This window comes from Desulfobotulus mexicanus (assembly GCF_006175995.1).
Taxonomy (GTDB): Bacteria; Desulfobacterota; Desulfobacteria; order Desulfobacterales; family ASO4-4; genus Desulfobotulus; species Desulfobotulus mexicanus.
Map to the genome: position 1 here is coordinate 116,799 of NZ_VDMB01000009.1, position 25,193 is coordinate 141,991.

Genomic DNA, 25,193 nt, shown 5'->3' on the forward strand with positions numbered 1-25,193 from the left:
AAAAGATGATGAAACATGTTTTTATGTCAGTGTTTTTAATTTTTGCCGTTGCATTAACCGCAGTTCCTGCAGCACTCGCTCAAACAGTAATGAGATTGGGTATGGGAGATGCCATTGATTCGGATAAGGGTGCCTTTGGCATACGTTTTAAAGAAGCTGTAGAAAGTCTTTCCGGCGGTAAGCTGAGGGTAGAACTTTTTCCCAATGGATCTCTGGGTTCGGAAACTGAAATGCTGCAGAATGCCAGAAGGGGGACCCTTGATTTTGCAGCCATAGGCGTAGGAAATGCCGTTCCTTTTGTGCCTGAACTTGGTCTATTGACAATGCCTTATCTTCTTGAATCCCATTATGATGCCATCAAAGCCACAACGGGCGGAATGGGACAGTTTATGAATGAAAAAGCCATTGAAAAGGGTGGTTTCAGAATTCTTGGTTGGACTTATTCTAATTTTCGTTATGTGACAAACTCCAGGAAGCCTATCAGGAATCTTGAAGATATTAAAGGAATGAAAATTAGGGTTCCCCATAATAATATTATTTTGGCCACTTTTAGGGCATGGGGTGCCAATCCCGTTCCCATGGATTGGGCTGAAACATTCACAGCCCTGCAGCAGAAGGTTGTAGATGGTCAGGAAAATCCTTATATCGTCAATTATACAATGAAATTTCATGAAGTTCAGAATTATATCACAGAGGTTCATTACCAGTATTCACTGCAACCACTTCTGATTGGTGAACGTAAATGGAAAACGCTTGACAAGGCAACGCAGGATATTCTTGTCCGGGCTGGTATTGAAGCACAGCAGTATGCCATTGCTTATCAGATCCTTGAGGCTGAAAAAGCCAAAAAAGGTATGCAGGATGCCGGTGTTGAAGTTTGCTATCTTGAGGATGAGGAAAACTGGAAGCAATTAGCAAGAGAGAAAGTCTGGCCACAATTTTATGACTTTATTGGTGGAAAACAGAACCTGGATATGATGATGCAAAGTCTCGGTAAGAAATAGTAATTAATGTTAGTATACCGGGGAGATTCCCCGGTATGCTGGAGAAAGGGCTAATAAATGAAAGCAAAACGCGCCCTGCAATATATAGATAAGTTTGAGAGCTATGTCTGCCAAGCCCTGTTAAGTTTCTTTGTTGTTATACTTTTTCTGCAGATTGCTCTTAGAATTTGTTTTGATTATGTTCTCCCATGGAGTGAAGAAATATCCCGTTTTTCTTTTGTATGGTTTGTTTTTTTTGGTGCTGCTTACGCCGCACGTCTGGCAGCCCACAATCGGGTAACAATCCAGTTTAAACTGTTTCCTCCTCTTGTGGGAAATATCTGTATGTTTATAACAGATATCATATGGATAGGATTCAATCTGGTCATGATTCAAAAAAGTGTGGAAGTAATCATTGATCTGATGGAATTTCCTTATATTTCTCCTTCCCTTGGCTGGTCAATGGCCTATGTATACTGGATTTTTCCCATTAGTTTCAGTCTTATGACAATAAGAATTATCCAGGTTAACATAATGAAATACTGGTTAAAAATTGAAATTAAAGATGTTGATAAAATTGATCCTGACGATATTCAACCCTTAACAGAATCCCGCTAAAGAAGGAGGCGAAAGTATGTCTGCTGCTGGTGTATTGTTCGGTTGTTTCATACTCCTTCTTCTAATGGGTGCTCCTATTACAGTGGCTCTGGGTGCCGCTGCCATGGCGGCATTTCTTTCAGTGGGGCAGGATCTGTCCACAATGGTTCAGATTGCTTTTTCATCGGTAAACTCTTTTCCCATAATGGCGCTGCCTGCCTTTGTTCTTGCCGGTGCTTTAATGGAAGTAGCCGGAATTTCGAGAAGACTGGTTAAAGTTGCGGAATCTATGGTTGGAACGGTTGATGGGGGATTAGCCATTTCCACAACACTGGCCTGTGTTTTTTTCGGGGCCATATCCGGTTCAGGCCCGGCTACCACGGCTGCTGTAGGAATGTTGATGATTCCGGCCATGATAAAAAGAGGTTATGATCCAGGTTATGCATCTGCTGCAACGGCCAGTTCCGGAGGTATTGGAATCATTATTCCGCCCAGCATTCCCATGGTAATTTATGGTGTGGTTGCGCAGGAATCTATTACTAAAATGTTTGTAGCTGGTATTGTTCCGGGTTTATTGATATCCGCAGGTCTCATTTTGGTTCATTTAGTGCGTTGCCGGGGAAAAAATTTGAGTCAGGGAATGTTACCATGGTCCGCATCCGGACTCCTTTCTTCCCTCAGGGAAGGTTTTTGGGCAATTTTAGCTCCGGTAATTATTCTGGGAGGAATCTATACAGGTTTTTTTACCCCTACGGAAGCTGCAATAGTCGCCATTTTTTATACGCTTATCATAGGTATTTTTGTCTATAAGGAAATTTCTTTCAAGGGTCTGATGAAATCCCTTGAAACCACTTCATGGCTTACCGGCAGGGTTCTTGTGATTATGTTTACCGCCTTTGCCTTTGGCAGGCTGCTGGTTCAGTATCAAATACCCGATATGATAGCCCAATGGCTTCTGACAGTTACAAGTAATCCCCATATGATCTGGGCAATGGTCATTTTTTTCCTTCTTTTCCTCGGTATGTTTATGGAAACCCTTGCCATTATTATGCTGGTCACACCTGTACTTTTGCCAATCATGGTAGCTATTGGTGTTGATCCAATTCACTTTGGGGTAGTCCTTGTCTGCTGCTGTGGTGTTGGTTTTTCAACTCCACCCCTTGGCGAGAATATGTTTATTGCTTCTGGTATTGGCAATGTAACCCTTGAGGAAATTTCTTTGAAAGCTATTCCTTTTAGTTTGGTTACCATCGGAGCAATCTTTTTGATGGCCTATTTTCCCGGATTGATTCTTTGGTTGCCGGAGCTGTTCGGCTACTGATGAAATAAAACATAACGTCAGTTTCATTGAAAAGCATTTGTTTTACGAAGGAGTTCAAATGAAAAAAGAAAGTGTTTTTACGGCAAATGCCCCTGCGGCAATCGGTCCTTATTCTCAGGCTGTGAAGTCCGGTGGTTTTCTTTTTACTTCGGGCCAGCTTCCCATAGATCCGTTAACAGGAAAAATTCCCGATGGTGATATCAAGTTCCATGCCCATCAGGTTTTTAAAAATCTGAAAGCAATTGCCGAGGCAGCAGGAACGGATCTTTCATCTGCTGTCAAAACAACCGTATATTTAAGCAGTATGAAAAATTTTGTGTCGGTCAATGAAGTCTATGCTGAATATTTTTCAGAACCTTTTCCCGCAAGGAGTGCTTTTCAGGTAGCGGAACTGCCTCTGGGAGCTGATGTGGAAGTGGAAGCTGTTTTTTCTCTCTGATTTATGAAAAAGGGTAACCCCTTTTTACAGGCAACATGCTTTCGGGCATGAATAAACATTCTAAAGAAATGAGGATTTCATGAATTTTACTCAATTTCCACGTAGAAAATATCTGCAGGGTGCAACCCCCATTGAGCCTATGGAGAATCTCTCCAAAGCTCTTGGAGGTCATGTCGATCTTTACGTTAAAAGGGATGACCTTTTGCCTGGATCGGCTGGGGGGAACAAAACCCGTAAGCTTGAATTCTGTTTTGCAGATGCACTTGATAAAAAAGCAGATACTGTGGTTACATGCGGTGCTGTTCAGTCCAATCATTGCCGCCTTACTGCTTCATGGGCTGTCAAGGAGAACATGGACTGCCATCTGGTTTTGGAAGAACGGGTAAAAGGCTCTTACAAGCCTGAGGGATCCGGTAATAACTTTTTATTTGAGCTGCTGGGGGTGAAGTCCATTCGTGTGGTGCCTGCGGGTTCGGACATGATGGCAGAAATGGAGAAAACTTCGGCAGAGCTGAAAAATACTGGTAAACAGCCCTATATTATTCCCGGAGGAGCGTCTAATGCCATTGGAGCCCTCGGTTATGCAAGCTGTGCCCAGGAAACAATGGTGCAACTGAATGAGATGATGCTGAAGGTTGATGGCATAGTTGTTCCATCCGGTTCCGCAGGAACCCATGCGGGCATGGCAGTGGGAATGTTTGCCATGAATACCAATATTCCTGTTTTTGGTATCAATGTGTCCAGAAAAAAAGATGTTCAGGAAGAAATTGTTTATAAACTTGCCGGAGAGCTGAGAGCAAAACTGGGAGTTAAAACAGAGATTCCACGAGATCAAATTACCTGCTTTGATGAATATGTGGGGCCGGGTTACTCCCTTCCTACAGAGGATATGATTGAGGCTGTAAAACTGTTTGCCAGTACGGAAAGCATTCTTCTTGATCCTGTTTATTCAGGAAAAGCAGCAGCAGGTCTCATCGATCTGGTCCGCAAAGGTTTTTTCCCAAAAGGAAGCAGGGTTCTTTTTCTCCATACAGGAGGATCACCAGCCCTTTATGCTTATCTTGATACATTCAGGGCATAACTGACTTAGCTTGATGCAGTATAGAGGTTTGTACGTCCGGGATCTTATGGATCCCGGGCTGTTTTTTTAAATAGAATCCCAATAAAATTTACTGCCGTTGAAAGGGATTAGCAGATGGAATGCAGAAAAGAAAAAGTGGTGGGTATTCTTGGCGGCATGGGGCCGGCTGCAACGGTGGATCTTATGAAGCGGGTGATTGACCTTACGCCTGCCAATGATGATGCGGACCATATCAGGATGATCGTTGATAACAATCCCGGTGTGCCATCCAGAATAAAGGCATTGATTGAAGGTACGGGGGAAAGCCCCGGTCCATGTATGGCAGATATGGCCAGAGGACTTGAATCCTGGGGCGCTGATTTTATTGTTATACCTTGTAATACAGCACATTATTACTATGAGGATGTCAAGAAAGCGGTTTCTGTACCAGTCGTTCATCTTGTGGACCTGACAGCTTCTGTTGTTGCCGAGAGATTACCTGAAAAAAGCAAGGCAGGTATTATGGCTTCTCCGGCAGTTGTAAATACAGGACTATATGATAAAGCTTTCGGGCCATATGGTGTTTCTGTGCTATATCCCTGTCCTGCGGATCAGGAAAAACTCCTGGAAGTTATTCGTGCTGTGAAGGCTGGATCGACAGGAAAGGATATACGGGACAGATTTGCTGCAATTGCAGCTAACCTTATGGAAGAAGGAGCAGGGATACTGGTTTTGGCCTGTACCGAACTGGGAGTCATCGGGGAAGGAATTGATGCAGAGATTATTGATACTTCCGATGTGCTGGCCTCAGAAATTGTAAACATTGTGAAAAACGAAGCGCTTCCTTTTGAAAAAAAGTAATAGACATACTGGGTATTTGATCCTGCTACGAGTCTGATTCTGTAAAGATTCAATACTTTAGCACAGGGGATGATCCCATGATGGATGAAATTATTGTTTGCAAAGTCAGCAGGAAGTTTTCTTTCTTGGTTTTATACGGAGTTCTGGATCATGAAAAAAAGTTCTGTTCCTGTTTTTTCAGCTCGTATGGGGCTTTTTTATTCAATTACATCTGCAGTTGCTTATGCGATGCTACCTGTTTTTACACGGATGTCACTGGCAAGTGGCATGAGCAGTCTTGAAATCATGCAGCTGCGTTATGGATTCGGAGTTGCAATGGTCTTTATTTATCTTGCCATTTGCAGCCCTCAATCATTAAAAATAACTCCGAAGGGTCTTTTTATTGCTTTCATATTGTCCTTTGGTCTGGACCAAGTAACAAGTCTGAATCTTGCCAGATGTTTTGAAACTTTGACTGCATCTACGGGTATCCTGATTTTTTATATATTCCCAGCCATCACTACACTGCTTTCTGTCTTGATCAATAAAACACCAGTTAGTGGGAAAACCATTGCATCCATTGTGCTGATTGCCGGTGGGTGCTGTCTTGTTCTGATTCAGGCATTTTCTAACAGGGTGGAGTTATCGGGCGTTCTTTATGTCCTGTCTGCAGCATTTACCTTCGCCCTCAGTTTTGTAATATTGCAGCGTGTTATGGAAACGATACCTCCTTTGACCATTACATTTTACGTTATGCTTTTTACAACTCTGGGTTTTAATCTGGTAAAGGGTGATATAAGCTTATTTCTTCAATTGGATTCTTATCAGCTGCTGATGGGTTTTTTGTTGGGTTTGATCCCAACGGCTTTAGGGGTTACTTTACTTTATTTAGCAATTGATGCAACGGATTCTGGTTTTGCTGCTTTATGCTCTTCCATTGAGCCTGCCGTTACTGTATTGGCAGCATACTTGATTTTAAGCGAACCTGTTCTGCTTGTGCAGATAGCCGGAATGCTTATTGTAATGCTCGGAATTTTTATTAAATATTTAGATTCAAATTACACTAAGGAATCATCTGTGACCTGTTTGAAAAAATGTGCATAGGATTGCAGATGAGGGTTATGAAAATTTTAGGAGTATGATTTTGAAAACAGATGAAAGCTCAATGAAATCACTTATGGCTTATGATAAAATCAGAGAACTCATACTTACAGGGAAAAAATATCCGGGTACAAGACTGGTTTTATCCGAACTTGAAACGGAGCTTGGAATTGGCCGTGGACCAATCAGGGAAGCTCTCATGCGTCTGGATAGGTCGGGACTGGTGAGGAACGTTCCTTATAAAGGAGCTATAGTCGCTCCCTTACCTAAAAAAAAAGAAATGGAATATATTTTCAGTATCCGGGTAAATCTCGAAGCGGAGCTGGCAAAAGTTGCCCTGAAAAATCTTACGGAAGAAGATCTCAAAGAATTGGAGAATACCCACGAAAAAATGCAGTGTATGCCACAGGATTTCTACAGTCTTGATCGCCATTTTCATGATATCCTTTATGAAGCATCCAATTATCCGCATCTCTGCCTGATTGTGCACAAGTTAGTTGAATCTGTGGAAGCTTTTTTGAACCTTTTCCAGCATGATGAAAATGATTACAAAATATTCTTGGAAGAACATGCTTTCATCCTGGAAGCTTTGAAAAATCGTGATTCTGAAAAACTGCAGCAGGCTGTCGCCGACAACATTAAATCTGGAATGAGACGTATTGAAAAAGCGTATGCCTTACTGATGGATAACCGTGGCTGATTTTTTAGCCGAAATTATTTTCCATCGGATTGAAGCGTTCTGTCATACTCAGCAGCTGTTTTAGAGCCGGAGGCTGCCGCATAAAGTTTTTTAAAAGAAATGGTAAACGGCTGTCCGGTCAGGTCCTCTGCCGGGCAGTTTTTTTATTCTTCACCCCTCCGCTGCATGTCGTTTCTTTCATTTCTGCCTATACAATTTCAGAGATGGCGGTTAGCATGGCATCCTCTGTATATGTAAAAAATTCTTTGGATCAAAAAGAAGGAGTATCAGTAAAATGTCTGACTGGCGGATTCACATACTGGCCAATGGTCGGTTTTCCGTTCGTTTTTGTACGGAAGAAGGGCTGGAGCTTATGCCCTCCATGGAAAATATCCCAAGCCTTGTGTTCCTTCTGCAGTCCGGTTCCCGCTGTCTGATTGTGGATACGGGCTTTGATCCGGAAGACGTTGGTGGGCAGGGATCTTCGGCTGTACAAGGGCAAGGGGAATCCCTTACAGAAGGTCTGAAGGGGCTGGGCTTGGCTCCCGGAGACATTTCCGATGTCCTGATGACCCATCTGCACTGGGATCATACGGCAGGTATGGGTCTTTTCCCCGGAGCACGTTTTCATGTACAGGCGGATGCCCTGCGTTGTTTTTGCAATTTAAATCCCAATGAAGAAACCTATTATCGTCCGGGCCACTGGCTGCATCTCCTTGACCGCATGGTTTTTGTGGAAGGCAGCCACGAACTGATGCCCGGTATCCGCCTCCATCACACCGGGGGGCATTGTCCGGGACATCAGGCCGTACTGGTTGAAACCGGGCAGGGGACAGTGGCTCTGGCGGGTGACCTCCCCTTTGATTATTCCGGACTCTGGTCGGCATTGCCCGCAGACTTCTGGGAAACCTATCGCAGGGGAAAGGGCGGGCGGCTCTGGTGGACAAAAGAGCAATGGGAAACACTTTATGCTTTTATGGAGAAAAAGGGGCTTATGAATCAGCCATGCCAGGCAGAAAGCCTGGGCTACGGCAAATTGCGCCGCATGTGCTCACGGGTTTTTCTCACCCATGCCCCGGAGCTTTATCCTTCTCCGGTAGGGGTATTATCTGTTCCGGTGTGATGGGGTGTTCTGATTTGTGTGGCATTGAAAGTGGAATCTGATATCGGATAAAAAAAGAATTTAACAGGAAAGAATCCCTATGCAGCGATTCGTAAGCAACCGCATGGAAGTTTTGGCGGCAAACCTTGCCGCCCATCTCATGGAAGACCCGCCGGACCCCATGGAGCCTGAAATCATTGTGGTACAGAGCCGGGGCATGGAGCGCTGGCTGTCCATGGAAATGGCAAAGTGGGCGGGTATTGCTTCCAATACCCGTTTTCTTTTTCCGGCAAGTCTCATGACACGGATTCTTCGGCCTGTTTCTCCCCTTTCTCCTGACGAAGACCCATGGAAACCTGACACCCTTCGCTGGGCCTGCTTTGAAGCTTTGGCATCCTTACCGGATTCTCCCGATAGCGGGGCCGTTGCCCGCTACATGGGTGACGATCCCCTGAAGCGTTTTCAGCTTGCGGACATGCTGGCAGACCTCTTTGACCAGTACCTCATGTTCAGGCCGGACAGAGTTCTTGCATGGGAAAAGGGCGAGGAAGATCACTTTCAGGCCCGGCTCTGGCGTATGCTTCATGAGAACATTGAAGTTCCCCACAGGGTTACCCTGCTTCAGCAGAGTGAGACTTCCCTTAAAAAAGCAAAACTTCCCCGCAGGATTCCCATTTTTGGAGTTTCCGCACTGCCTCCCTTATACCTTGATTTTCTGGAACAATTATCCGAAAGGCTGGACATTCGCTGGTATCTTCTGGATCCCTGTCAGGAATACTGGGGTGAGGTTCGCTGCGAAGCCTTCTGGGAACAAAGTGCTTTCAGGGCTGAAGAAGAAGGCCTTGAGCTTAAAGATCTCCATGCTGAAAAGGGTCATCCCCTCCTTGCATCCCTTGGCCGGACCGGGCAGGATTTTTTCCGGAGACTGGCAGGTATGAAAGGGGAAGAACTTCGACATGCCCTTGAGCCGGGCATGGACACCCTGCTGCATCGTTTGCAGTCCCGGATTCTCTCCCTTGATATCCTTCCATCAGATTTGTCTTCGGAAGAAGTTCTTGAAAACGATGATTCCATAAGCATCCACCGCTGTCACGGCCCCATGCGGGAGATGGAAGTGCTGCGGGATCAGATTTTACGCCTTTTTTCAGAAGAAAATTCGCCAAAGCCAAGGGATATCCTTGTGATGTTTCCCGATGTGGGCACATACGCACCCTATATTGATGCGGTGTTCAGCCGCCTCCTGCCCGATGGCAGACGAATTCCCTATTCCATATCCGAGCGACCCCTTTCCATGGAAAGCAGCCTGGCAGGGCTTCTGATGCGGGTGCTGCAGCTCATGGATTCCCGTTTTGGTGCCTCTGAAGTTTTTGATCTTATGGAAGCAGAACCCGTTTCAAAAAAGTTCGGTCTGGATGAAGAGGGGCTTGATCGCATTCGCAGCTGGCTGGTGGATACCCGTATCCGCTGGGGTCTGGACGCTGCATTTAAGGAAGCCATGGATCTGCCGGGGCAGCCTTCCCAGACCTGGCGCTTCGGACTGGACCGCATGCTTTTGGGCATGGCCATGGAAGATGAGGGGGATATTCCACAAAATGGCGGCATCCTGCCCCACGATGCCATGGGGCCTGAAGCTGCGGAAACCCTTAACAGTCTCCTTTTTTTCATGGACAGGCTTACGACTTTTTACGAAAAAATCAAAGTTGACCGCAGTCCCGGCGAATGGATGGATCTGATCTGGGAGCTGTCGCAGGGACTTTTCCATGAAAATGCGGATAACACGGAAGAATTCTTTGGTCTGCGGCTTCTGTTGGACAGCTTTGTGGAGGAAACCCGCCTTGGAAATCTCAAGGAGAAACTTTCTTTTCCCATGATGCGTTCTGTTTTGGGCCAGCGCCTGGAAAAGCCGGGGCAGGGGGGACTGATTTTAAGCGGGGGCATCACTTTCTGTGCCATGGTACCCATGCGTTGCATTCCTTTTTCCGTGGTTTGTCTTTGCGGTATGAACGACGGGGCCTTTCCCCGTTCACGGCCAAGGCCGGCCTTTGACATCATGCAGCAGGAGCCAAGACCCGGAGACCGGTCCAGCAGGGATGACGACCGCTATCTTTTTCTGGAAACCCTCCTTTCCGCACGGGATAAGCTTTTAATTACCTGTACGGGTTTTCGTCCTGAAGATGATCAGCCTCTGCCGCCTTCGGTGCTGGTGCAGGAACTTCTCGATGCCGTCACAAGGGACGAGGGAGAATCTCCTCCAAATCTTTTGCAAAATCATCCCATGCAGCCCTTTTCTTCAAAGCTGTTTATGGAAAGCCTTCCAAAGCCCGGAAAACCCTTTTCATTCCATCCACCTTTCAGGGATATCGCCGAAGCTTTTTATGGTAAAAAAGACCCTGAAAAAAACATCTTTCAAGATGGAGAGCTGGAAACTGAAACAGAGAACAATACCATTTTCTTTGAAGATCTGATCCGCTTTTATGAAGATCCTTCGGCATTTTTTCTGAAACGGATTCTTGGGATAAGCCTTGAAAGGGATGATGAGGCACCGGAAGACAGGGAGAATTTTACCCTGAACGGGCTGAATACCTACATAATTAAGGATGCCATGTGCAAAGCCTTTCTGGAAGGCAGGGATAAGGCTGTGGTTCTTGAAAGGCTGGAAGCGGAAGGCAGGATACCCATGGGGAGTCCGGGGCTGAATCTTATGCATGATCTTATTGTGCAGTCAGGGGCCTTGGTATCCTTGATCAGAGAAACTCCAGGAGAAGCAGTTTTAGAGCAGGAACCCTTTGTGCTGGAACTGGAAAGCCTGAAGCTGGAAGGGAGCCTTCCCCTGATTCATGGAGATGCTGAAAAAAAATGGCGGCCCGGTCAATTCAGGGAAAAGCATATTCTTGCAGCCTGGCTTCATTTTCTTGTGCGCCGGGCCATGGGCATGGAGCTGGATCTCTATCTGGTGGGCGAGAAGGAAAAGGAGAAAGGAAAACCCAAAGGCTTGGACTGTAAGGTGTTTATGGCTTCTGAACTTTCAAGGCATGATGCCATGAATCATCTTGAATATCTGACGGGTTTATACATAAACAGCCATTCAAGACCATTGGCCTTTTTTCCTGCTGTTTCTAAAGTGTGGATAAATGAAGTTTCAAAAAAGACAATTCCTGAAAATCTGGAAGAAACACTTCAGGAGGCATGGGAAGGTGGAGGTTTTAATGGTCATGCCAAGTCCACTGCCGCAGATCTGATCCTCTGGCGGGGACGCAATCCCTTTGAAGATCCCTTTGCAGAAACTGCAGAGGCCATCTGGCTGCCCATCCTTGAGCTGCTGAAGGAGAATAAGTCATGATACCCACATGCTGTGGCTTTATGTAGTCCGTATTGATTATAATGCCAAAGACTACTGGTCTTGTCAGTGGGTTTGGGCTGTTTCTGTGATAATGCCTGAATACGAAGTGAGTCGGATTTATTTATTCGGGAGGAAATAATGAAGCCTTATATTGAAGATTTAAAGAAGTTGAAGCATAAGCTCATAAATGAAAGTGATTTTAGTATAATTGCAAATTATTTTATGGATATTGTGGAACAGCATCCAATAATATCGAATGCTAAAATTGTTAAGAATAAAAGTTTGATGAATGTTGTTATGGCTGTCGGTGAAAGTTATTTTAATGGTAAAGTGATTGTCTCACAATCAAGAATTATGCATGTGAAGAATACCAATTTTTACCATGGTACTGTAATGCTTAATGATTGCCTTAGTGTATTTTGTTATTTTGAAGATTTAAAAAAAGGGATGTTGTCTATCCATGACAGTAACAAGGATAAGCTTTTCCATGTGCGGATTACTGGCACAGTCATTGGGAAAAACAAAACTTATGTTGACCCTTATGAGAAAAATACACCTACAGTGCATTAAGTCATTGTCCCAATTTATTTGGATTTAACAGGGGAAAAAATATGTTCATCAAGGGAATCCGGCTGCATCATTTTCTGAGCTTTGGCGATGCTTCAGAGTTTCTTCCTTTAAATGACCTGAATATAATCATCGGCCCCAACGGCTCAGGAAAATCCAATCTCCTTGAAGCCATTGATCTGCTTCGTAATACTCCGGATCAGTTAATGAAAATTATCCGTGAAGGGGGAGGAGTAGGAGAATGGCTCTGGAGGGGAGCAGGAGTAAAAGCCACAGCTTCCATTGATTTTGAAATAGTAAATCCCAACAGCTCCTGTAACTTCCGTCATCTGCTTTCCTTCACAGCTGTAAATCAGAGATTTGAGATTGTGGATGAAAAAATCGAAAGAATACCCCTTTCAGAAAACGGGCAGGACTCTTTACCCTATTACAGTTTTAATTCCGGCAGACCTCTTCTCAATGTGAAAGGGGAACTTCGAACCCTGCAAGCTGACAATATCAGCATTGAAAAATCCATTCTTTCCCAACGAAAAGACCCGGATCAATATCCGGAACTGACATCCCTTGCTGAAAATTATTCCCGTATCAGGCTTTACCGGGAATGGCAATTTGGTCGTCACATGATCAGCCGTATGCCGCAGAAGACAGATCTCCCCAATGACATTTTGGAGCAGGACTCCAGCAATCTCGGACTTGTTTTGAACAGACTCCGCAGGGAACCTGCCGTAAAGCACCGTTTTTTGGAGGCACTTCAGGCTCTTTATGAAGGCATCGAAGATTATGATGTGCAGATAGAAGGCGGAACTGTTCAGGTGTTTTTACAGGAAAACGGACACGCCATACCCGCAAGCCGCCTTTCAGATGGTACCCTTCGCTATCTCTCCCTTCTTGCCATTCTCTGCCATCCTTCACCACCGCCCCTCATCTGCATAGAAGAACCGGAGCTGGGACTTCACCCCGATATTCTGCCTGTCCTTGCCGAACTTCTGAAGGAAGCTTCCACTCGCTGTCAGGTGATAGTCACCACCCACTCCGATGTTCTGGTGGATGCCATGCATGATCAGCCAGAATCCCTTCTTGTCTGTGAAAAAAGTGAAAAAGGAACCCTGCTTCGCCGCCTCTGCCCTGAAGATCTTGCACCCTGGCTTGAAAAATATCGTCTTGGCGTACTATGGACACGGGGAGAAATAGGAGGGACAAGGTGGTAGGAATGAAACTCTATGTGGAAGGCGGAGGGGATACCAACCTCCTGCGTACAGCTTGCAGAAAGGGCTTTTCCGATTTCCTGAAAAAAGCGGGACTGGTTGGCTCCATGCCAAGGATTGTCGCCTGCGGAAGCCGCAGAGATGCGTTAGATGCATTCACAACCGCCATGAACAGAGGAGAAGCCGCAATGCTTCTGGTGGACAGTGAAGGTTCGGTGTCAATGCAGTACCAGAAAGGCCACCCTGAACAATGGGAACCTTGGGCACATCTTTATTCCAATAAAAAAGATCAATGGCAAAAACCAGTTAGAGCCAAAAACACGGATTGCCATCTCATGGTTCAATGTATGGAATCATGGTTTTTAACAGACAGGGATCTTCTTCAGAAATTCTACGGTCAGGGTTTCAATCCGAATGCCTTGCCATCTAAAGAAAAGCCTATTGAATCCATCTCCCCTGAAACAATTCTGCAAGCCCTTTCCGATGCAACAAAAAATTGCAAAACCAAGGCTAAATAAGGAAAGGGAGAGCATTCTTTCAAGATTCTTGCCTTGATTCATCCCAACAATATAGGAAAGGCCTCCCCTTGGGCCACAAGATTCCTTGATATATTGAGAAAGACAGGACCATGACACCCATACCTTCCTTTGACCCTGTAAACACCCCCCTTGAAGGAACCCTTCTCATGGAGGCAAGTGCCGGAACGGGCAAAACCCACACAATTGCCAGCCTTTTTGTTCGTCTTGTGATTGAGCATGGCCTGCCCGTAGAACGCATTCTTGTTGTTACCTTCACGGAGGCGGCCAGCGGCGAGCTGAAAGAAAGGATCTATGCAAGGCTTGGGGATACCCTTGCGGCTCTGGAAGAAAGGTCTTTTTCGGAAGCTTTTTCCGGAGAAATGGCCAAACGTCATGGCAACAGTCCTGAAGCAAGGCGCAGAATCCTTGCGGCCATCCGTAATTTTGACAGGGCTGCCATAGGAACCATTCATTCCTTCTGTTATCGCATGCTCCGGGAAAACCGATTTGAATCCGGTCTGCGTTTTGATGCGGAACTGCTTACGGATGCAGGGCTTCTGCGGCAGAATGCCGCCGATGATGTCTGGCGCAGGGATGTTGCTTCGCTTGATCGTGCGAAAGCAGAGATTCTAATAGAAAAACTCACTCCCGAAAGCCTAATGAATCTTGCAGCACGCTATGGGGGTGCAGATCAGCTTCTTTTACCAGAAGGCGATTTCAGAAATATTGACGAAAAAATCCTGAAACTTGAAAGCAGGATTAAGAAAATATGGACTGAAGAAGGAGATGCTCTTCGTACGCTTCTTTCTGAGAATAAATTCTTAAAACGAAATAAAGAGAATTTCCGACTGGATATACTTAACAATGATTTAATAAATCTTGAGCAGTGGATTTCAGGCCATGGCTTTTTGCCTGAAAAAGTTATCCAAAAAATGACGATGACCAATATCAGGCAAGAAACTAAAAAAGATAAACCAAGTCCGGAACATGAATTTTTTAATGTCTGCGAGGAGTGGATACTTTCTACAGACCTTGCCCGTGCTCTTTTTATTAAAAATCTGGTTCAGGCCGTACGCAAAAGGGAAGGGGAACTCAAGGAAAAAGCAGGCCTTATCACCTTTGACGATCTCCTTCTCAATCTAAGGGACGCCGTTCTTGAGGATAAGGATGGCGGCATGTGTCTTCGTATCCGGGAACTTTTCGGGGCAGCCCTCATTGATGAATTCCAGGATACAGATCCTGTACAGTATGCGGTATTTGATACCGTATTCGCCCGTGGGGGCCTGCCCCTTCTTCTCATCGGCGATCCCAAACAGGCCATTTATGCTTTCCGTGGAGCCGATGTTTTTGCCTATCTGGATGCTGCAAAAAAAAGCAGAAAACGCTATACCCTTGATTACAACTGGCGTTCCGATCCAGAACTCATTGAAGCTGTTAATCTGATTTTTCAAAAGAATCCAAATGCCTTTGTGCTGGAGGGTATGGATTTTCATCCCGTTCAAGCTGCTCCGAAAACAAGGGAAACCCTGACCGATCCGGCTGATGTCTCGCCCTTCACCTTCTGGCTTGCCCATCCTGAAAATGAAAAACCCCTTGCTTCGGGTAAACTCCTGCCCATGGCCCTTGGTGCCGTATCCGATGAAATCGTAAGGCTTCTTTCTGGTGGAAGAAAAGGAGATATCCGCATAGGTGATAAGGGTGTGGAACCCGGTGATATGGCCGTTCTGGTACGCAGCAACAGGGAAGCCCTTCAGACAAGAAACTTCCTTGCGGACAGGGGGATTCCTGCGGTAATACATGCGGACGGTAATGTTCTGGACAGTGATGAAGCCAAAGAGCTTTTACCAGTGCTTACAGCCATTCTCCATCCATGGAACAGCGGCAAAGTGAGGCGGGCTCTGGCCACAAGGATCATGGGTTTTTCCATGAAGGCTATTGATGATTTGAACCGGGATGAACCTGCCTTCAACCGGGAGAGTGCATTTTTCATGGAGTGCCGGAATCTATGGCAGGAGAAGGGCATTTTCCCCATGCTTTCCCATCTCTATGAAAAAGGCGGAGTGCTGGTGCGGTCTGCTGGTACTGGGGACGGAGAGCGGCAGGTGACCAATCTCCTTCATCTGGCAGAAATTCTCCATTCCGCTGAAGTGGATGAAAAACGGGGACCTGAAGTGCTTTTACGCTGGCTGGAGCGACAGGGGAATCCCGCCTTTCCCCGTCGTGTGGAGGCACCTTTACGCCTTGAAAGCGACGGACAGCGTGTTCGGGTGATTACAGTCCACAGATCCAAGGGTCTTGAATATCCCATTGTTTTTTGTCCTTTCATTCATAGTGCAACGGATGTGCTGGGTTCTAAAATCAACCCGGAAAAAATTATGGCCTTCCATGATCCTGAGTTGGAAAACCGGTTTTGCGTGGATTTTGGAGGCAAAGCGGATAAAGCCCGTGAAGAAGATTTAACAAGAAAGGAAGCCATGGCGGAACAGGCCCGGCTTCTTTATGTGGCCCTGACCCGAGCCAGGCACAGGGTCTATGCGGTCTGGGGTTCCATAAACATACAAGTCAAAAAAGATGTTAGGGCCTGCAACTGGATACTGCACAATTCTCTTGTCGTTCCCGATGCCGATCAGGTAAAACAGAATATGGAAGCCCTTTCAAAAAAAGATGTGCTTTCCTGCCTTCCCCTTCCTGAAGATCAGCATCTTACACTTCCCCATATGGATGAAACTTCAGAGACCCATGTCTGCTGCACAGCTCCTCATCTGCCCCTCGACCCCTTCCGTATCACAAGCTTTTCTTCCCTTGTGGCGGGAAAATATATGGACAATCCTGCGGACAGGGACGGTACTGCAAGGCTTACAAAAAAAAGCGAAGATCCGGGGGGAGATATTTTTTCTTTCCCTGCCGGGGCAAGGCCTGGCATCTTTATGCATCATCTCTTTGAAAACATAGACTTTACTCAGGAAGTCTTTCAGCTTGAACCTTCAGTCCGTAAAAGTCTGCATCTTTTCGGATATGATGAGGTCTGGATTCCAGCCCTTATGGAAATGCTTGAAAGGGTACTGTCCATGCCCTTTGGGGAAGAAGGCTTCAGGCTAAAGGAAGTGGGGCTTAAGGATCAGCTGCGGGAGCTTGATTTTTACTTTCCCCTGAATACCCTTGAGCCCGATGCCATTTCAAAATGGGTACAAAAAATTACTATGGGTGCCTGTGAACACCTGCCTGCCCAGCTGGAAAATCTTTATTTTTCCCGAAGTGCCGGATATTTAAGGGGGCTTATCGACCTTGTGTTCCGCCATAACGGGAGGTATTATCTGCTGGACTGGAAGTCCAATGATCTGGGAGCGGATTATGAAGCTTATTCCCCTGAAAACCTGAAAAGGGAAATGGCAGTTCACCTCTACACCCTGCAGTATCATCTGTATACACTGGCCCTGGACCGTTATTTAAGTATTCGCCTTGAAGATTATGATTATGAAAGGGATTTTGGCGGTGTTGCCTATGTCTTTCTCAGGGGTGTCAATCCTGAAAAAGCTCCGGGATGCGGACTTTTCTTTGAAAAACCGCCAGAGGAAAGAATTCGGGAAATGGCAGGATGGATGATGGCAGAAGGTTTGCTGAACAGCAGCCCGAATTGATTGGGAAAATCCATATATAATCCGTATATATTTACAGCAGGTCAAAAGGGAGATTTTATGTCTGAAAAAATTGCAATTATAGGTGGTGGTATTGCCGGACTTACGGCGGGATACCTTTTACATGACCTGCATGATGTTACCCTCTTTGAAAAAGACGACAGGCTTGGTGGTAATGTGTACACCCTTGATACTAAAACGGGAGAGGAAATAGACATTTCTGTTTTTTTCTGGTCTCCTTTATTATATCCAAATTTCAACAAACTTTTGAAAAAACTGGGTATAAAATTATCGACCTGGCCCATGGAAGGTCTCAGCCAGTCCTTTCATAATATGATTTCCAAACGTAATTATTACCTGAACTGCGATGTAAAGAAACCCAAAGATACATTCAGTAAAAAAAACATGAAATCTTCCATGCATCAAATGCTTGTCTTCTGGAATTATTTTAAGCTTTTAAGAATGCTTAAAAAAAATCAGCTTGAGGAGCTTACCTTTGGAGAGGCCCTGAAGTTCTGCCCCGCTCTGAAGGGGGATCTGCTGAAACTTGCTATTTTTCCAGTATGCACCATGACATCCATGCTCTGGGATGAATTGATGGAATCCCCTGCAACCTTTGCGGTTGCAAAAATTGAAAAGCAGATCGGATCACCGCTCAAGTTTGCCTCATGGCGGCTTTACCCCTGCAAGACCCGGGTTTATATTGATAAAATGGCAGATAAGTTCAGGGAAAAAATACGCCTTGAATCTTCAATCAAAACCGTGGTTCGAAACGGCCACTCCGTTGCTTTGACGATGGAAGACGGCAGGGAAGAAATCTTTGATAAGGTAATTTTTGCCTGTCCGGCTGATACAGCACTTGGCCTTTTATCCGACCCCAGCAACGAAGAAGTCCGCCTTATGTCACCCTGGCGCTATAACGATGGGCTGGTATTCGTTCATACGGACAAATCCCATTATCCGCCGGAGGATCTTTGGGGAATGTACAGTTACCTGTATACGGATGAGGACGGTAAGATAAATACATCCATCAATGCACATTACAGATTTCAGAACGGGGTTCCTGATGACAGTGAATATATAGGGTGTCAGCATCCGAACATAGGCATTGATCCTGATAAAATTGAATTTCAGAAGGTTTTTCGTACTCCGGTGTTCGATATCAAATCATGTGCCACAATCCGGGAGCTGCCGTCATTGAACGGACAAAACAACACCTATTACTGCGGTTCCCACATCGGATACGGACTCCATGAAGATGCCATCACCTCAGCCATCCATGTGGGAAGGCAACTGGGTGCTGTCTGGGCATAAGGATAAAAGGAGGAAGATTGTTGAAGATGGGGGGTTTGCCGGTGGTCTATGATTCAGCAATTTTAAAAACGGCAAATTGACCATCACTTAGCGACTGTTCGAAATGAGTTTGAATCCGACAACAGCTTATTCTATGGCAAGATGCCGTAACAGGACCGTTGCTCTAGAGTAAGAAAAGGAGAAGGACTGCCATGAAAAAGCTGCCCATAGGTATCAGTACCTTCAGAGAAATTATTGAGGATGGGCATGCCTATGCGGATAAGACCATGTTCGTCCATAGCCTTGCGGATACGGGCAAGTATTATTTTCTCTCTCGGCCCAGGCGTTTTGGCAAGTCCTTGATGGTGGATACCCTTAAAGAAGCCTTTGAGGGAAATCGAAGGCTTTTTAAGGGTTTATGGCTGGAAGAACATTGGGACTGGGACAATGCCTATCCTGTCATCCGTTTTTCCTTTGGACAGGGTGTACTTGAAAATCGGGCAGATCTGGATGAAAAAATCCGGGAAATACTGCATTATTATGAGCAGAAATTTGGTGTTGTTTCTGATTATGAAAGCATTTCAGGTCGTTTTGCCCAACTGCTTGATTTTGCAGTTCAAAAATATAAAAAACGGGTTGTGGTGCTTGTGGATGAATACGACAAGCCCATCCTCGACAATATTCATCATCCGGAACGGGCCGGGGAAATCCGTGACGGGCTGAAAAATTTCTATTCCGTGATAAAAGACAGCGATGCCCATCTGCAGTTTGTTTTTATTACCGGTGTATCAAAATTTTCCAAGGTAAGCCTTTTTTCCGGGCTGAACAACCTTGTGGATATTACCCTGTCCCCGATGTTTGCAAGCATCTGCGGAATTACGGAAAGGGAGCTTGTTCAGGTTTTTGAAGAACATTTGAAGGGCAAAAATCCTGATGTAATCCGGCACTGGTACAATGGATATTCGTGGCTGGGTGATAAGGTTTATAATCCCTTCAGTATCTTGAATTATTTCCGGGAAGGGCTTTTCAGGAATTACTGGTTTGAAAGCGGTACGCCGACCTTTCTCATCGAGCTTTTGAGAAAAAAGAATTATGCCATATCGAATATGGAACGAATTGAGGCTTCCGAAGCGTTGATAGGGGCCTTTGATGTGGATTATATAGAACCGGAAACCCTCCTGTTTCAAACGGGATATCTGACCATCTCCAGTTCTGAGATGATGGGTGCCAAGGTTTTTTACAGGCTGAGTTATCCGAACATGGAAGTGAAAGCCAGTCTGTCGGATTATATTCTTAAGCATTATCTGCCCGATTCTCCATCAAGGGAGCGGGGGCAGCAGGGTATTTTCCGGGCACTTAAGGACAGGAACCCGGATGCGTTAAAAGGGGTGCTGCACAGTCTTTTTGCAGGAATACCCCATGACTGGTACCGGAAAAACAGGATGGCTGACTATGAGGGCTATTATGCTTCTGTCTTTTACTGCTGTTTTGTGGCCCTTGGGCTGGATGTAAAGGCAGAAGATGTGAGCAACCACGGTAATATGGATATGAGCCCAATGGCACTGAATTTAGCATAATATGATAAATTTCCAATAAAAAAAGACTGGTTCTGTGATATGTTGTTAATAGCGACAAAAACAATTAATCACAGGAGCCAGCCTTTGCTAAATTATACACGCACCCCAAGAGATCAGCAACAAAAGTTTTTTGAAAAAGCATGTAAAAATTTTCCTCACACGGCTTTCTATGACTGTATGATGCAAGGTTTAATAACAAAAATAATGGATGAATTTTTACCCCCTTATCGGAAAAGAATTTATACGCCACTGAAAACATTGTCATTGTTTATCGAGCAGGTTTTAAAAGATAATGGTTCATGCCAGAAGAGTGTCAATCAAATAGCTATAAAAACAGTGGTGGATAATCCTGATAGTATTTTCAGTACAAATACAGGAGGATATTGCAAAGCCAGACAACGTCTTCCCCTTGATTTAATGAGGACACTTACATACATAATCAGTGATTTTATCGAAGAAGAAGTTCCTGAACAATGGCTTTGGAACGGTCGTTGTGTAAAAGCTGTGGATGGTACAACGGCACAATGCCCAGACACAAAAGAAAATCAAGCTGAATACCCGCAGCCAAGCAGCCAAAAAGAAGGGCTGGGTTTTCCACAATGTCGTATTGTCGGTATYACAAGCCTTTCCACCGGTGCCATGCAAGATGCRTGTATCGGGCCAATAAAAGGTAAAGGCAGCGACGAACAGTCGATGCTAAGATCTTTATATGACAACAATATTAATCCYGGCGACATTTTGATTGGTGACGCATATTTTTCATCTTATTTTTGTRTTGCCGATATAAAATTGCGTGGTTCAGATATTCTTATGGARCAGTATGGCGCAAGAAAACAGAGTACGGATTTCAGGATTGGCAAAAAAAATGGGAACCGGGATCATATAATCATTCTTAAAAAACCCAGAAAACCTGACTGGATGACACAGGAACACTATGATACTGCACCGGAATCTTTAACTATACGGGAGTTTAAATSCGGTGGAAAAATATTGGTCACAACACTACTGTGCTCCAATAAGTACCCAAAGGAAGAACTGTCAAAATTGTATAGATCAAGGTGGCATATCGAACTTGATATACGTGCAATAAAAACGATTATGGGCATGGATGAATTCAGGTGTAAAAGCCCTGAAATGATTAAAAAAGAATTTTGGGTGTACATGCTGGCATATAATTTTATAAGGCTTGTGATGGCACAGGCAGCACATAGTAGTGGTACCCAACCTCGTAAGCTAAGTTTCAAGCACACAGTCGAACTTTGGCTTAATGCCATGGAGTCGATTCATTTATGGAGTAAAGAGCAGCTTTTTGCATTTTTTAAGCTGATAGCACAACAGCGTGTAGGTAACAGGCCCGGCCGAATAGAACCTCGTGAACGTAAAAAAAGGCCTAAAAAATTTCCAAGGCTCAATAAACCAAGAGATGAAAAAAGACTTGAAATTATGAAAAATTGGGACGTTAAATGTTAAATTCAGTGCCATTGGGATATGAGCCTATTTTTTGAAGGATGGGTGTATATCTTTGAATTCAAAATGCTGGATAAAAAGCTCTCTCCCGGAAATGCCCTTGCTCAGATAAAGGCCAAGGGTTATGGGGAAAAGTATATGGAAGAAGCTGAAATGCTTTGTTTTGTGGGAGTGGAGTTTTGCAAAAAAGATCGAAATATAAAAAGCTTTCTCTGGGAACTGCAGGAAAAGAATACGGATTGAGACTATCGTTCATTGGTCAGAGAATGGATTGTCTTAGGAATTCGCCTGTCCACGGGTGAAGTCAGGGGCTTTACGGCGACATTCGGTAAAAAAGGGGATGGGATAATGAAAAAGCTGGAAGACGCAGACAGGCTTTATGTGATGGAATTTCAGGGAGAGTGGCATCTTTTCACACAATGCGGAGATGACAAGTCTGACGTTGATATTGTCCGAGCCTTTAAATCCCTTGACGATTTGGCCAAGTATGTCAAAGAAGAAATTGGTACATGGCCACAATTTGAAATGGCCCTTTAAAGCCGGAAATTTCGGAAATCGTACCCCAGTGTTTTAATGCGTTACGGGTTTCGGAACAGGGGACGGATGACAGTAAATATATTAGGTGTCGTCTGGGTATAAGGACAAAAGGAGATAGTTTTTTTGAGTGAATATCAGTATTACGAATTTCTTTCCATGGATCAGCCCCTCACTTTCCGTCAAATGGAAGAACTGCGGCAAATTTCTACCCGTGCCCAAATTACCTCTGTGAGCTTTGTCAATGAATACAACTGGAGTGATCTGAAGGCTGATCCAAAAAAGCTGATGAAAAATTATTTTGATGCCCATGTGTATTTTGCCAACTGGGGAACGGTTTTTTTTATGCTTAAGCTTCCCATCGAAAGCATCAAAGCTGAAGACCTTGAGCCCTTTGCCGTCCATGACTGTCTTGAGGTGGAAAAATTTCAAAAACACTGGCTGATTACATGGTCCTTTTCTGACGATGAAAATTTTGAATATTCAGATCATATTTTAGAAGAAAACTGGATGGCACTGCTGGCTCCCATTCGCGAGGAACTATTACGCGGAGATCTGCGTTCCCTTTATCTCGGATGGCTGCGGGGCATATATCTGGAGGATTCAGAGGATGGGGAAACGGAACCCATGGCTTTGCGGGGTCTGGGGCAACTGACTTCGGCGCAGCAGGCACTTGGTAATTTTCTGGGGCTGGACGATGATCTTGTTACAGCAGCAGGCATGGGTCTTCCGCCCCTGGAAAAGGCAGATGGCGACGAAGCTTCTCTTCAAAACTGGGTAGAAACCTTATCTGAAAAGCAAATGCGGAAGCATATCATTCTCATGGTTGGTGGACAGAGTGCAAAAGCGGAAAGGATGTTGCAACAGGCCTACAGAAGCTGGCTGGTACAATCCCGACCCAAAGAAGATGCCTTGCGTCCCCGTCCCCTTACGGCAATTTTAAATCAGCTCGAAGAAGTAAAACAGACTCGATTGAAAAAAGAGTCTGAAATAAAAAGGGAAAAAATTGCTGACGAAAAGAAAAAAAGGGATACCTTCCTTGAAAAAGTTGCTGGGGATTTTTCTAAAGTCTGGGATTCTGCCCATAAAGAAGCGAAAAAAGGATACGCCAGTGCCTATGATCAGGCCTGTCAGCACCTCTGTAATCTGAAGGATGCCTATGCCCGCCAGAATAAATCGGGAGAATTTGAAAAAAAGCTGGAGTTCTTCCGTAAAGAGCATTGCAGACGAAGGGCTCTTATGGAAAGACTGATCCGGGAAAGAATAATTTCTCCCTGAAAGAGCCGTTCCCATAATAATTCTCAGACCAGCAGGAAGAAGATTTTTTCTACCCAAACGAATCTTAAATTATTAGGAGTTACGCAGTTGCCTCAAAAGTCCAAGCTGGGTGCTCCATATATTTCCTGACAGCATCCCTGATAATTCTGTATTTGAGTTCAAAACAGCTGAGGCCTGTCTTGAAACTGAAGACCGAAAAACGCAAGAATGTCCTTATTGCAAGTCCGATATGATTTCTTTGAGCTTTGGCAGCTCTTACATCCTGAAATCCCGCTCTTTTTTATACCTACGCAGGTTCTTTAACTCCAAAGGCTTTAAAGATAGTCATTTGAAGTCTGGATAATGGAAAAAGGATTTTGGTTCCCTTGATTTCCTGTCTGCGCAACTTGGATAAAGTCAGAAGCAATTCCTTCATTGTCATTTTGCAATACAGTTTTTCCTGAAGCATCGTGTAGTGGATCTTTGACAACAATATGAGTGCCAGGAAACCTACGAAGGTTTTATTCCTGGCATTGTGATTGCTGTGAACCCTTAGTCTGCCAAGATCAAGGTTGTTTTTCATTCGGTCAAAGCCTTTTTCAACGACATCCTTATCCCGGTAAATCCTGAGGGCTTCTGTCGCTTCTGAGACATCGTTACTGATGAGCACCATCCAGCCAGCATAGCCGAGGGCTTTTTCGACAGCATCCTCTCTTATGGAGACTGTGTAACCACTGCTCTGTTTTGTGGAACGGCGGATAATCAGATATTTTCTGTATTGAGCATCCCCGGAAGCCATTACCGGATTCTCCTTTGCAAAATCCCTGAGTCTTGCAGTATAAGAATAAAGATCTTCCCGGATTTTGGCTCCTTTCAGGGCATTATAATAAACATGGACATAAATCCGATGCTCCGGATTCCATGCCTGCTCTTTGGTCACTGCCCTTATGGAATCTGAACCTATGACAATTGTGTTTGTGACCCGGTCAATGTCTTTGCGTTCGCTATCCACACTTTTTTTAGCAATTCCGGTAGTAAAAGGGACTGCTATCAGCCAACGCAAATCGGCTTGTTCCAGCATACTGTTTACATTCTGTATACTGTAAAAGCCTTTGTCCATTACTAAGCGCAGGGGGCGGTTCTGGGTAAAAATCGCCAACTTGGAAAGAGTTGTCTTCAGAGTACTCACATCCTTCAGGCTGCCGCTATAGAATTCCTGGTAAATGGGAAGGTGTGAATTTTCACCCATCAGCAGGCAGAGGTTCACCTGAGGTAATGACTCATGATCGCGATTATAGCCCCACTCCACATCATCAATAAGGTTTGAGTATGATGAGATGGAAGTAATATCCAGGGCCAGATACTCTTTTTCTGACCGCAATTTGCACCATAACTGATAAAATTGATTCTGCTGATCCGCTGAGATCACTCCCATAAGTTCACTTATCCGCTGAGAAGACATGCTGCCCACAGGCAGGCATTCTGTATTCTGAACCCATTGCTCACAGTAGAGAAAAGGATCTCCTGATGTCACAAGATAACATGCCAACACAAACAGCTCCTGCCAATGTTCAGCATTGCTTTTCTGAAGCGCTTCCAGAAGCCCGATTTTATCTGCTATCTGATGAAGAAGATAAAAAGCGCCATACTCCCGGACTGTGGACTGACGAATGTCTTC

General features: G+C 44.9%; 21 protein-coding genes and 1 pseudogene. 20 read left to right on the plus strand and 2 right to left on the minus strand.

The genetic code is table 11. The features are described from left to right. The first annotated feature begins 5 nt into the window (after positions 1-5). The 20 genes from FIM25_RS08930 to FIM25_RS09025 all read left to right on the plus strand — a co-directional run bounded on the left by FIM25_RS08930 (position 6) and on the right by FIM25_RS09025 (position 23,536). Positions 6-1,004, plus strand: coding sequence for a TRAP transporter substrate-binding protein (locus FIM25_RS08930; protein ID WP_139448394.1), 999 nt, complete (start codon positions 6-8; stop codon positions 1,002-1,004). A gap of 57 nt (positions 1,005-1,061) precedes the next feature. Beyond that, positions 1,062-1,601 (plus strand): TRAP transporter small permease, encoded by a 540-nt coding sequence (locus FIM25_RS08935; protein WP_139448396.1) that lies wholly within the window; start codon positions 1,062-1,064, stop codon positions 1,599-1,601. Positions 1,602-1,617: 16 nt separating this feature from the next. Continuing rightward, entirely contained in the window at positions 1,618-2,901 is a 1,284-nt protein-coding gene (locus FIM25_RS08940) for a TRAP transporter large permease (RefSeq protein ID WP_139448397.1), read from the plus strand. Positions 2,902-2,959: 58 nt separating this feature from the next. Further along, positions 2,960-3,340 (plus strand): RidA family protein, encoded by a 381-nt coding sequence (locus tag FIM25_RS08945; protein WP_139448399.1) that lies wholly within the window; start codon positions 2,960-2,962, stop codon positions 3,338-3,340. Positions 3,341-3,419: 79 nt separating this feature from the next. Beyond that, positions 3,420-4,421, plus strand: coding sequence for a D-cysteate sulfo-lyase (gene cuyA, locus FIM25_RS08950; protein ID WP_139448401.1), 1,002 nt, complete (start codon positions 3,420-3,422; stop codon positions 4,419-4,421). A gap of 114 nt (positions 4,422-4,535) precedes the next feature. Beyond that, positions 4,536-5,261, plus strand: a complete 726-nt coding sequence (gene cuyB / locus FIM25_RS08955; RefSeq protein WP_139448403.1) for a cysteate racemase — start codon at positions 4,536-4,538, stop codon at positions 5,259-5,261. A 150-nt stretch (positions 5,262-5,411) separates the two neighbouring features. Then, a complete protein-coding gene (locus FIM25_RS08960) occupies positions 5,412-6,344 on the plus strand; it encodes a DMT family transporter (protein WP_179953272.1) in 933 nt (310 codons plus the stop codon). Positions 6,345-6,384: 40 nt separating this feature from the next. Continuing rightward, positions 6,385-7,041 carry a GntR family transcriptional regulator gene (locus tag FIM25_RS08965; protein WP_179953273.1) on the plus strand — a complete coding sequence of 219 codons (657 nt, stop codon included), beginning with the start codon at positions 6,385-6,387 and terminating at the stop codon, positions 7,039-7,041. Between the two features lie 274 nt (positions 7,042-7,315). After that, positions 7,316-8,143: an N-acyl homoserine lactonase family protein gene (locus FIM25_RS08970; RefSeq protein WP_139448409.1), complete on the plus strand. Its 828-nt coding sequence runs from the start codon at positions 7,316-7,318 to the stop codon at positions 8,141-8,143. A gap of 79 nt (positions 8,144-8,222) precedes the next feature. Further along, positions 8,223-11,462 (plus strand): exodeoxyribonuclease V subunit gamma, encoded by a 3,240-nt coding sequence (recC, locus tag FIM25_RS08975; RefSeq protein WP_139448411.1) that lies wholly within the window; start codon positions 8,223-8,225, stop codon positions 11,460-11,462. A gap of 138 nt (positions 11,463-11,600) precedes the next feature. Further along, the gene (locus FIM25_RS08980; RefSeq protein ID WP_139448413.1) at positions 11,601-12,032 is read left to right on the plus strand and encodes a hypothetical protein; all 432 of its coding nucleotides are present in this window, start codon (positions 11,601-11,603) and stop codon (positions 12,030-12,032) included. 41 nt (positions 12,033-12,073) lie between these two features. Beyond that, positions 12,074-13,237 (plus strand): AAA family ATPase, encoded by a 1,164-nt coding sequence (locus FIM25_RS08985; RefSeq protein WP_139448415.1) that lies wholly within the window; start codon positions 12,074-12,076, stop codon positions 13,235-13,237. Between the two features lie 2 nt (positions 13,238-13,239). After that, a complete protein-coding gene (locus FIM25_RS08990; protein ID WP_218961357.1) occupies positions 13,240-13,752 on the plus strand; it encodes a DUF4276 family protein in 513 nt (170 codons plus the stop codon). Positions 13,753-13,862: 110 nt separating this feature from the next. Continuing rightward, entirely contained in the window at positions 13,863-17,390 is a 3,528-nt protein-coding gene (gene recB / locus FIM25_RS08995; RefSeq protein WP_139448417.1) for an exodeoxyribonuclease V subunit beta, read from the plus strand. Positions 17,391-17,447: 57 nt separating this feature from the next. Next, a complete protein-coding gene (locus FIM25_RS09000; RefSeq protein WP_139448419.1) occupies positions 17,448-18,701 on the plus strand; it encodes an FAD-dependent oxidoreductase in 1,254 nt (417 codons plus the stop codon). A gap of 191 nt (positions 18,702-18,892) precedes the next feature. After that, positions 18,893-20,257: an ATP-binding protein gene (locus FIM25_RS09005; RefSeq protein WP_139448421.1), complete on the plus strand. Its 1,365-nt coding sequence runs from the start codon at positions 18,893-18,895 to the stop codon at positions 20,255-20,257. An 84-nt stretch (positions 20,258-20,341) separates the two neighbouring features. Then, positions 20,342-21,727, plus strand: coding sequence for an IS4 family transposase (locus FIM25_RS09010; RefSeq protein WP_179953274.1), 1,386 nt, complete (start codon positions 20,342-20,344; stop codon positions 21,725-21,727). Between the two features lie 42 nt (positions 21,728-21,769). After that, positions 21,770-21,967: a PD-(D/E)XK nuclease domain-containing protein gene (locus FIM25_RS09015; protein WP_179953275.1), complete on the plus strand. Its 198-nt coding sequence runs from the start codon at positions 21,770-21,772 to the stop codon at positions 21,965-21,967. A gap of 105 nt (positions 21,968-22,072) precedes the next feature. Next, positions 22,073-22,261 carry a hypothetical protein gene (locus FIM25_RS09020; RefSeq protein ID WP_139448427.1) on the plus strand — a complete coding sequence of 63 codons (189 nt, stop codon included), beginning with the start codon at positions 22,073-22,075 and terminating at the stop codon, positions 22,259-22,261. A gap of 123 nt (positions 22,262-22,384) precedes the next feature. Then, positions 22,385-23,536: a hypothetical protein gene (locus FIM25_RS09025; protein WP_139448428.1), complete on the plus strand. Its 1,152-nt coding sequence runs from the start codon at positions 22,385-22,387 to the stop codon at positions 23,534-23,536. 79 nt (positions 23,537-23,615) lie between these two features. Here the strand turns inward: FIM25_RS09025 and FIM25_RS17880 are convergent. Together FIM25_RS17880 and FIM25_RS09030 are read right to left on the minus strand one after the other, a co-directional pair. Next, positions 23,616-23,795: pseudogene (locus FIM25_RS17880) on the minus strand (IS701 family transposase); the annotation flags it as partial. A 27-nt stretch (positions 23,796-23,822) separates the two neighbouring features. After that, positions 23,823-25,193, minus strand: a 1,371-nt coding sequence (locus tag FIM25_RS09030; RefSeq protein WP_139448430.1) for an IS1634 family transposase, incomplete at its 5' end; no start/stop codon positions are given.

Coding starts and splice junctions, on each gene's coding strand:
- recB (WP_139448417.1), top strand. CDS start 13,863: ATGACACCCATACCTTCCTTTGACCCTGTAAACACCCCCCTTGAAGGA.
- FIM25_RS08940 (WP_139448397.1), top strand. CDS start 1,618: ATGTCTGCTGCTGGTGTATTGTTCGGTTGTTTCATACTCCTTCTTCTA.
- FIM25_RS08990 (WP_218961357.1), top strand. CDS start 13,240: ATGAAACTCTATGTGGAAGGCGGAGGGGATACCAACCTCCTGCGTACA.
- cuyA (WP_139448401.1), top strand. CDS start 3,420: ATGAATTTTACTCAATTTCCACGTAGAAAATATCTGCAGGGTGCAACC.
- FIM25_RS08970 (WP_139448409.1), top strand. CDS start 7,316: ATGTCTGACTGGCGGATTCACATACTGGCCAATGGTCGGTTTTCCGTT.
- recC (WP_139448411.1), top strand. CDS start 8,223: ATGCAGCGATTCGTAAGCAACCGCATGGAAGTTTTGGCGGCAAACCTT.
- FIM25_RS08935 (WP_139448396.1), top strand. CDS start 1,062: ATGAAAGCAAAACGCGCCCTGCAATATATAGATAAGTTTGAGAGCTAT.
- FIM25_RS08930 (WP_139448394.1), top strand. CDS start 6: ATGATGAAACATGTTTTTATGTCAGTGTTTTTAATTTTTGCCGTTGCA.
- FIM25_RS09000 (WP_139448419.1), top strand. CDS start 17,448: ATGTCTGAAAAAATTGCAATTATAGGTGGTGGTATTGCCGGACTTACG.
- FIM25_RS08985 (WP_139448415.1), top strand. CDS start 12,074: ATGTTCATCAAGGGAATCCGGCTGCATCATTTTCTGAGCTTTGGCGAT.
- FIM25_RS08980 (WP_139448413.1), top strand. CDS start 11,601: ATGAAGCCTTATATTGAAGATTTAAAGAAGTTGAAGCATAAGCTCATA.
- FIM25_RS08945 (WP_139448399.1), top strand. CDS start 2,960: ATGAAAAAAGAAAGTGTTTTTACGGCAAATGCCCCTGCGGCAATCGGT.
- FIM25_RS09020 (WP_139448427.1), top strand. CDS start 22,073: ATGAAAAAGCTGGAAGACGCAGACAGGCTTTATGTGATGGAATTTCAG.
- cuyB (WP_139448403.1), top strand. CDS start 4,536: ATGGAATGCAGAAAAGAAAAAGTGGTGGGTATTCTTGGCGGCATGGGG.
- FIM25_RS09005 (WP_139448421.1), top strand. CDS start 18,893: ATGAAAAAGCTGCCCATAGGTATCAGTACCTTCAGAGAAATTATTGAG.
- FIM25_RS08960 (WP_179953272.1), top strand. CDS start 5,412: ATGAAAAAAAGTTCTGTTCCTGTTTTTTCAGCTCGTATGGGGCTTTTT.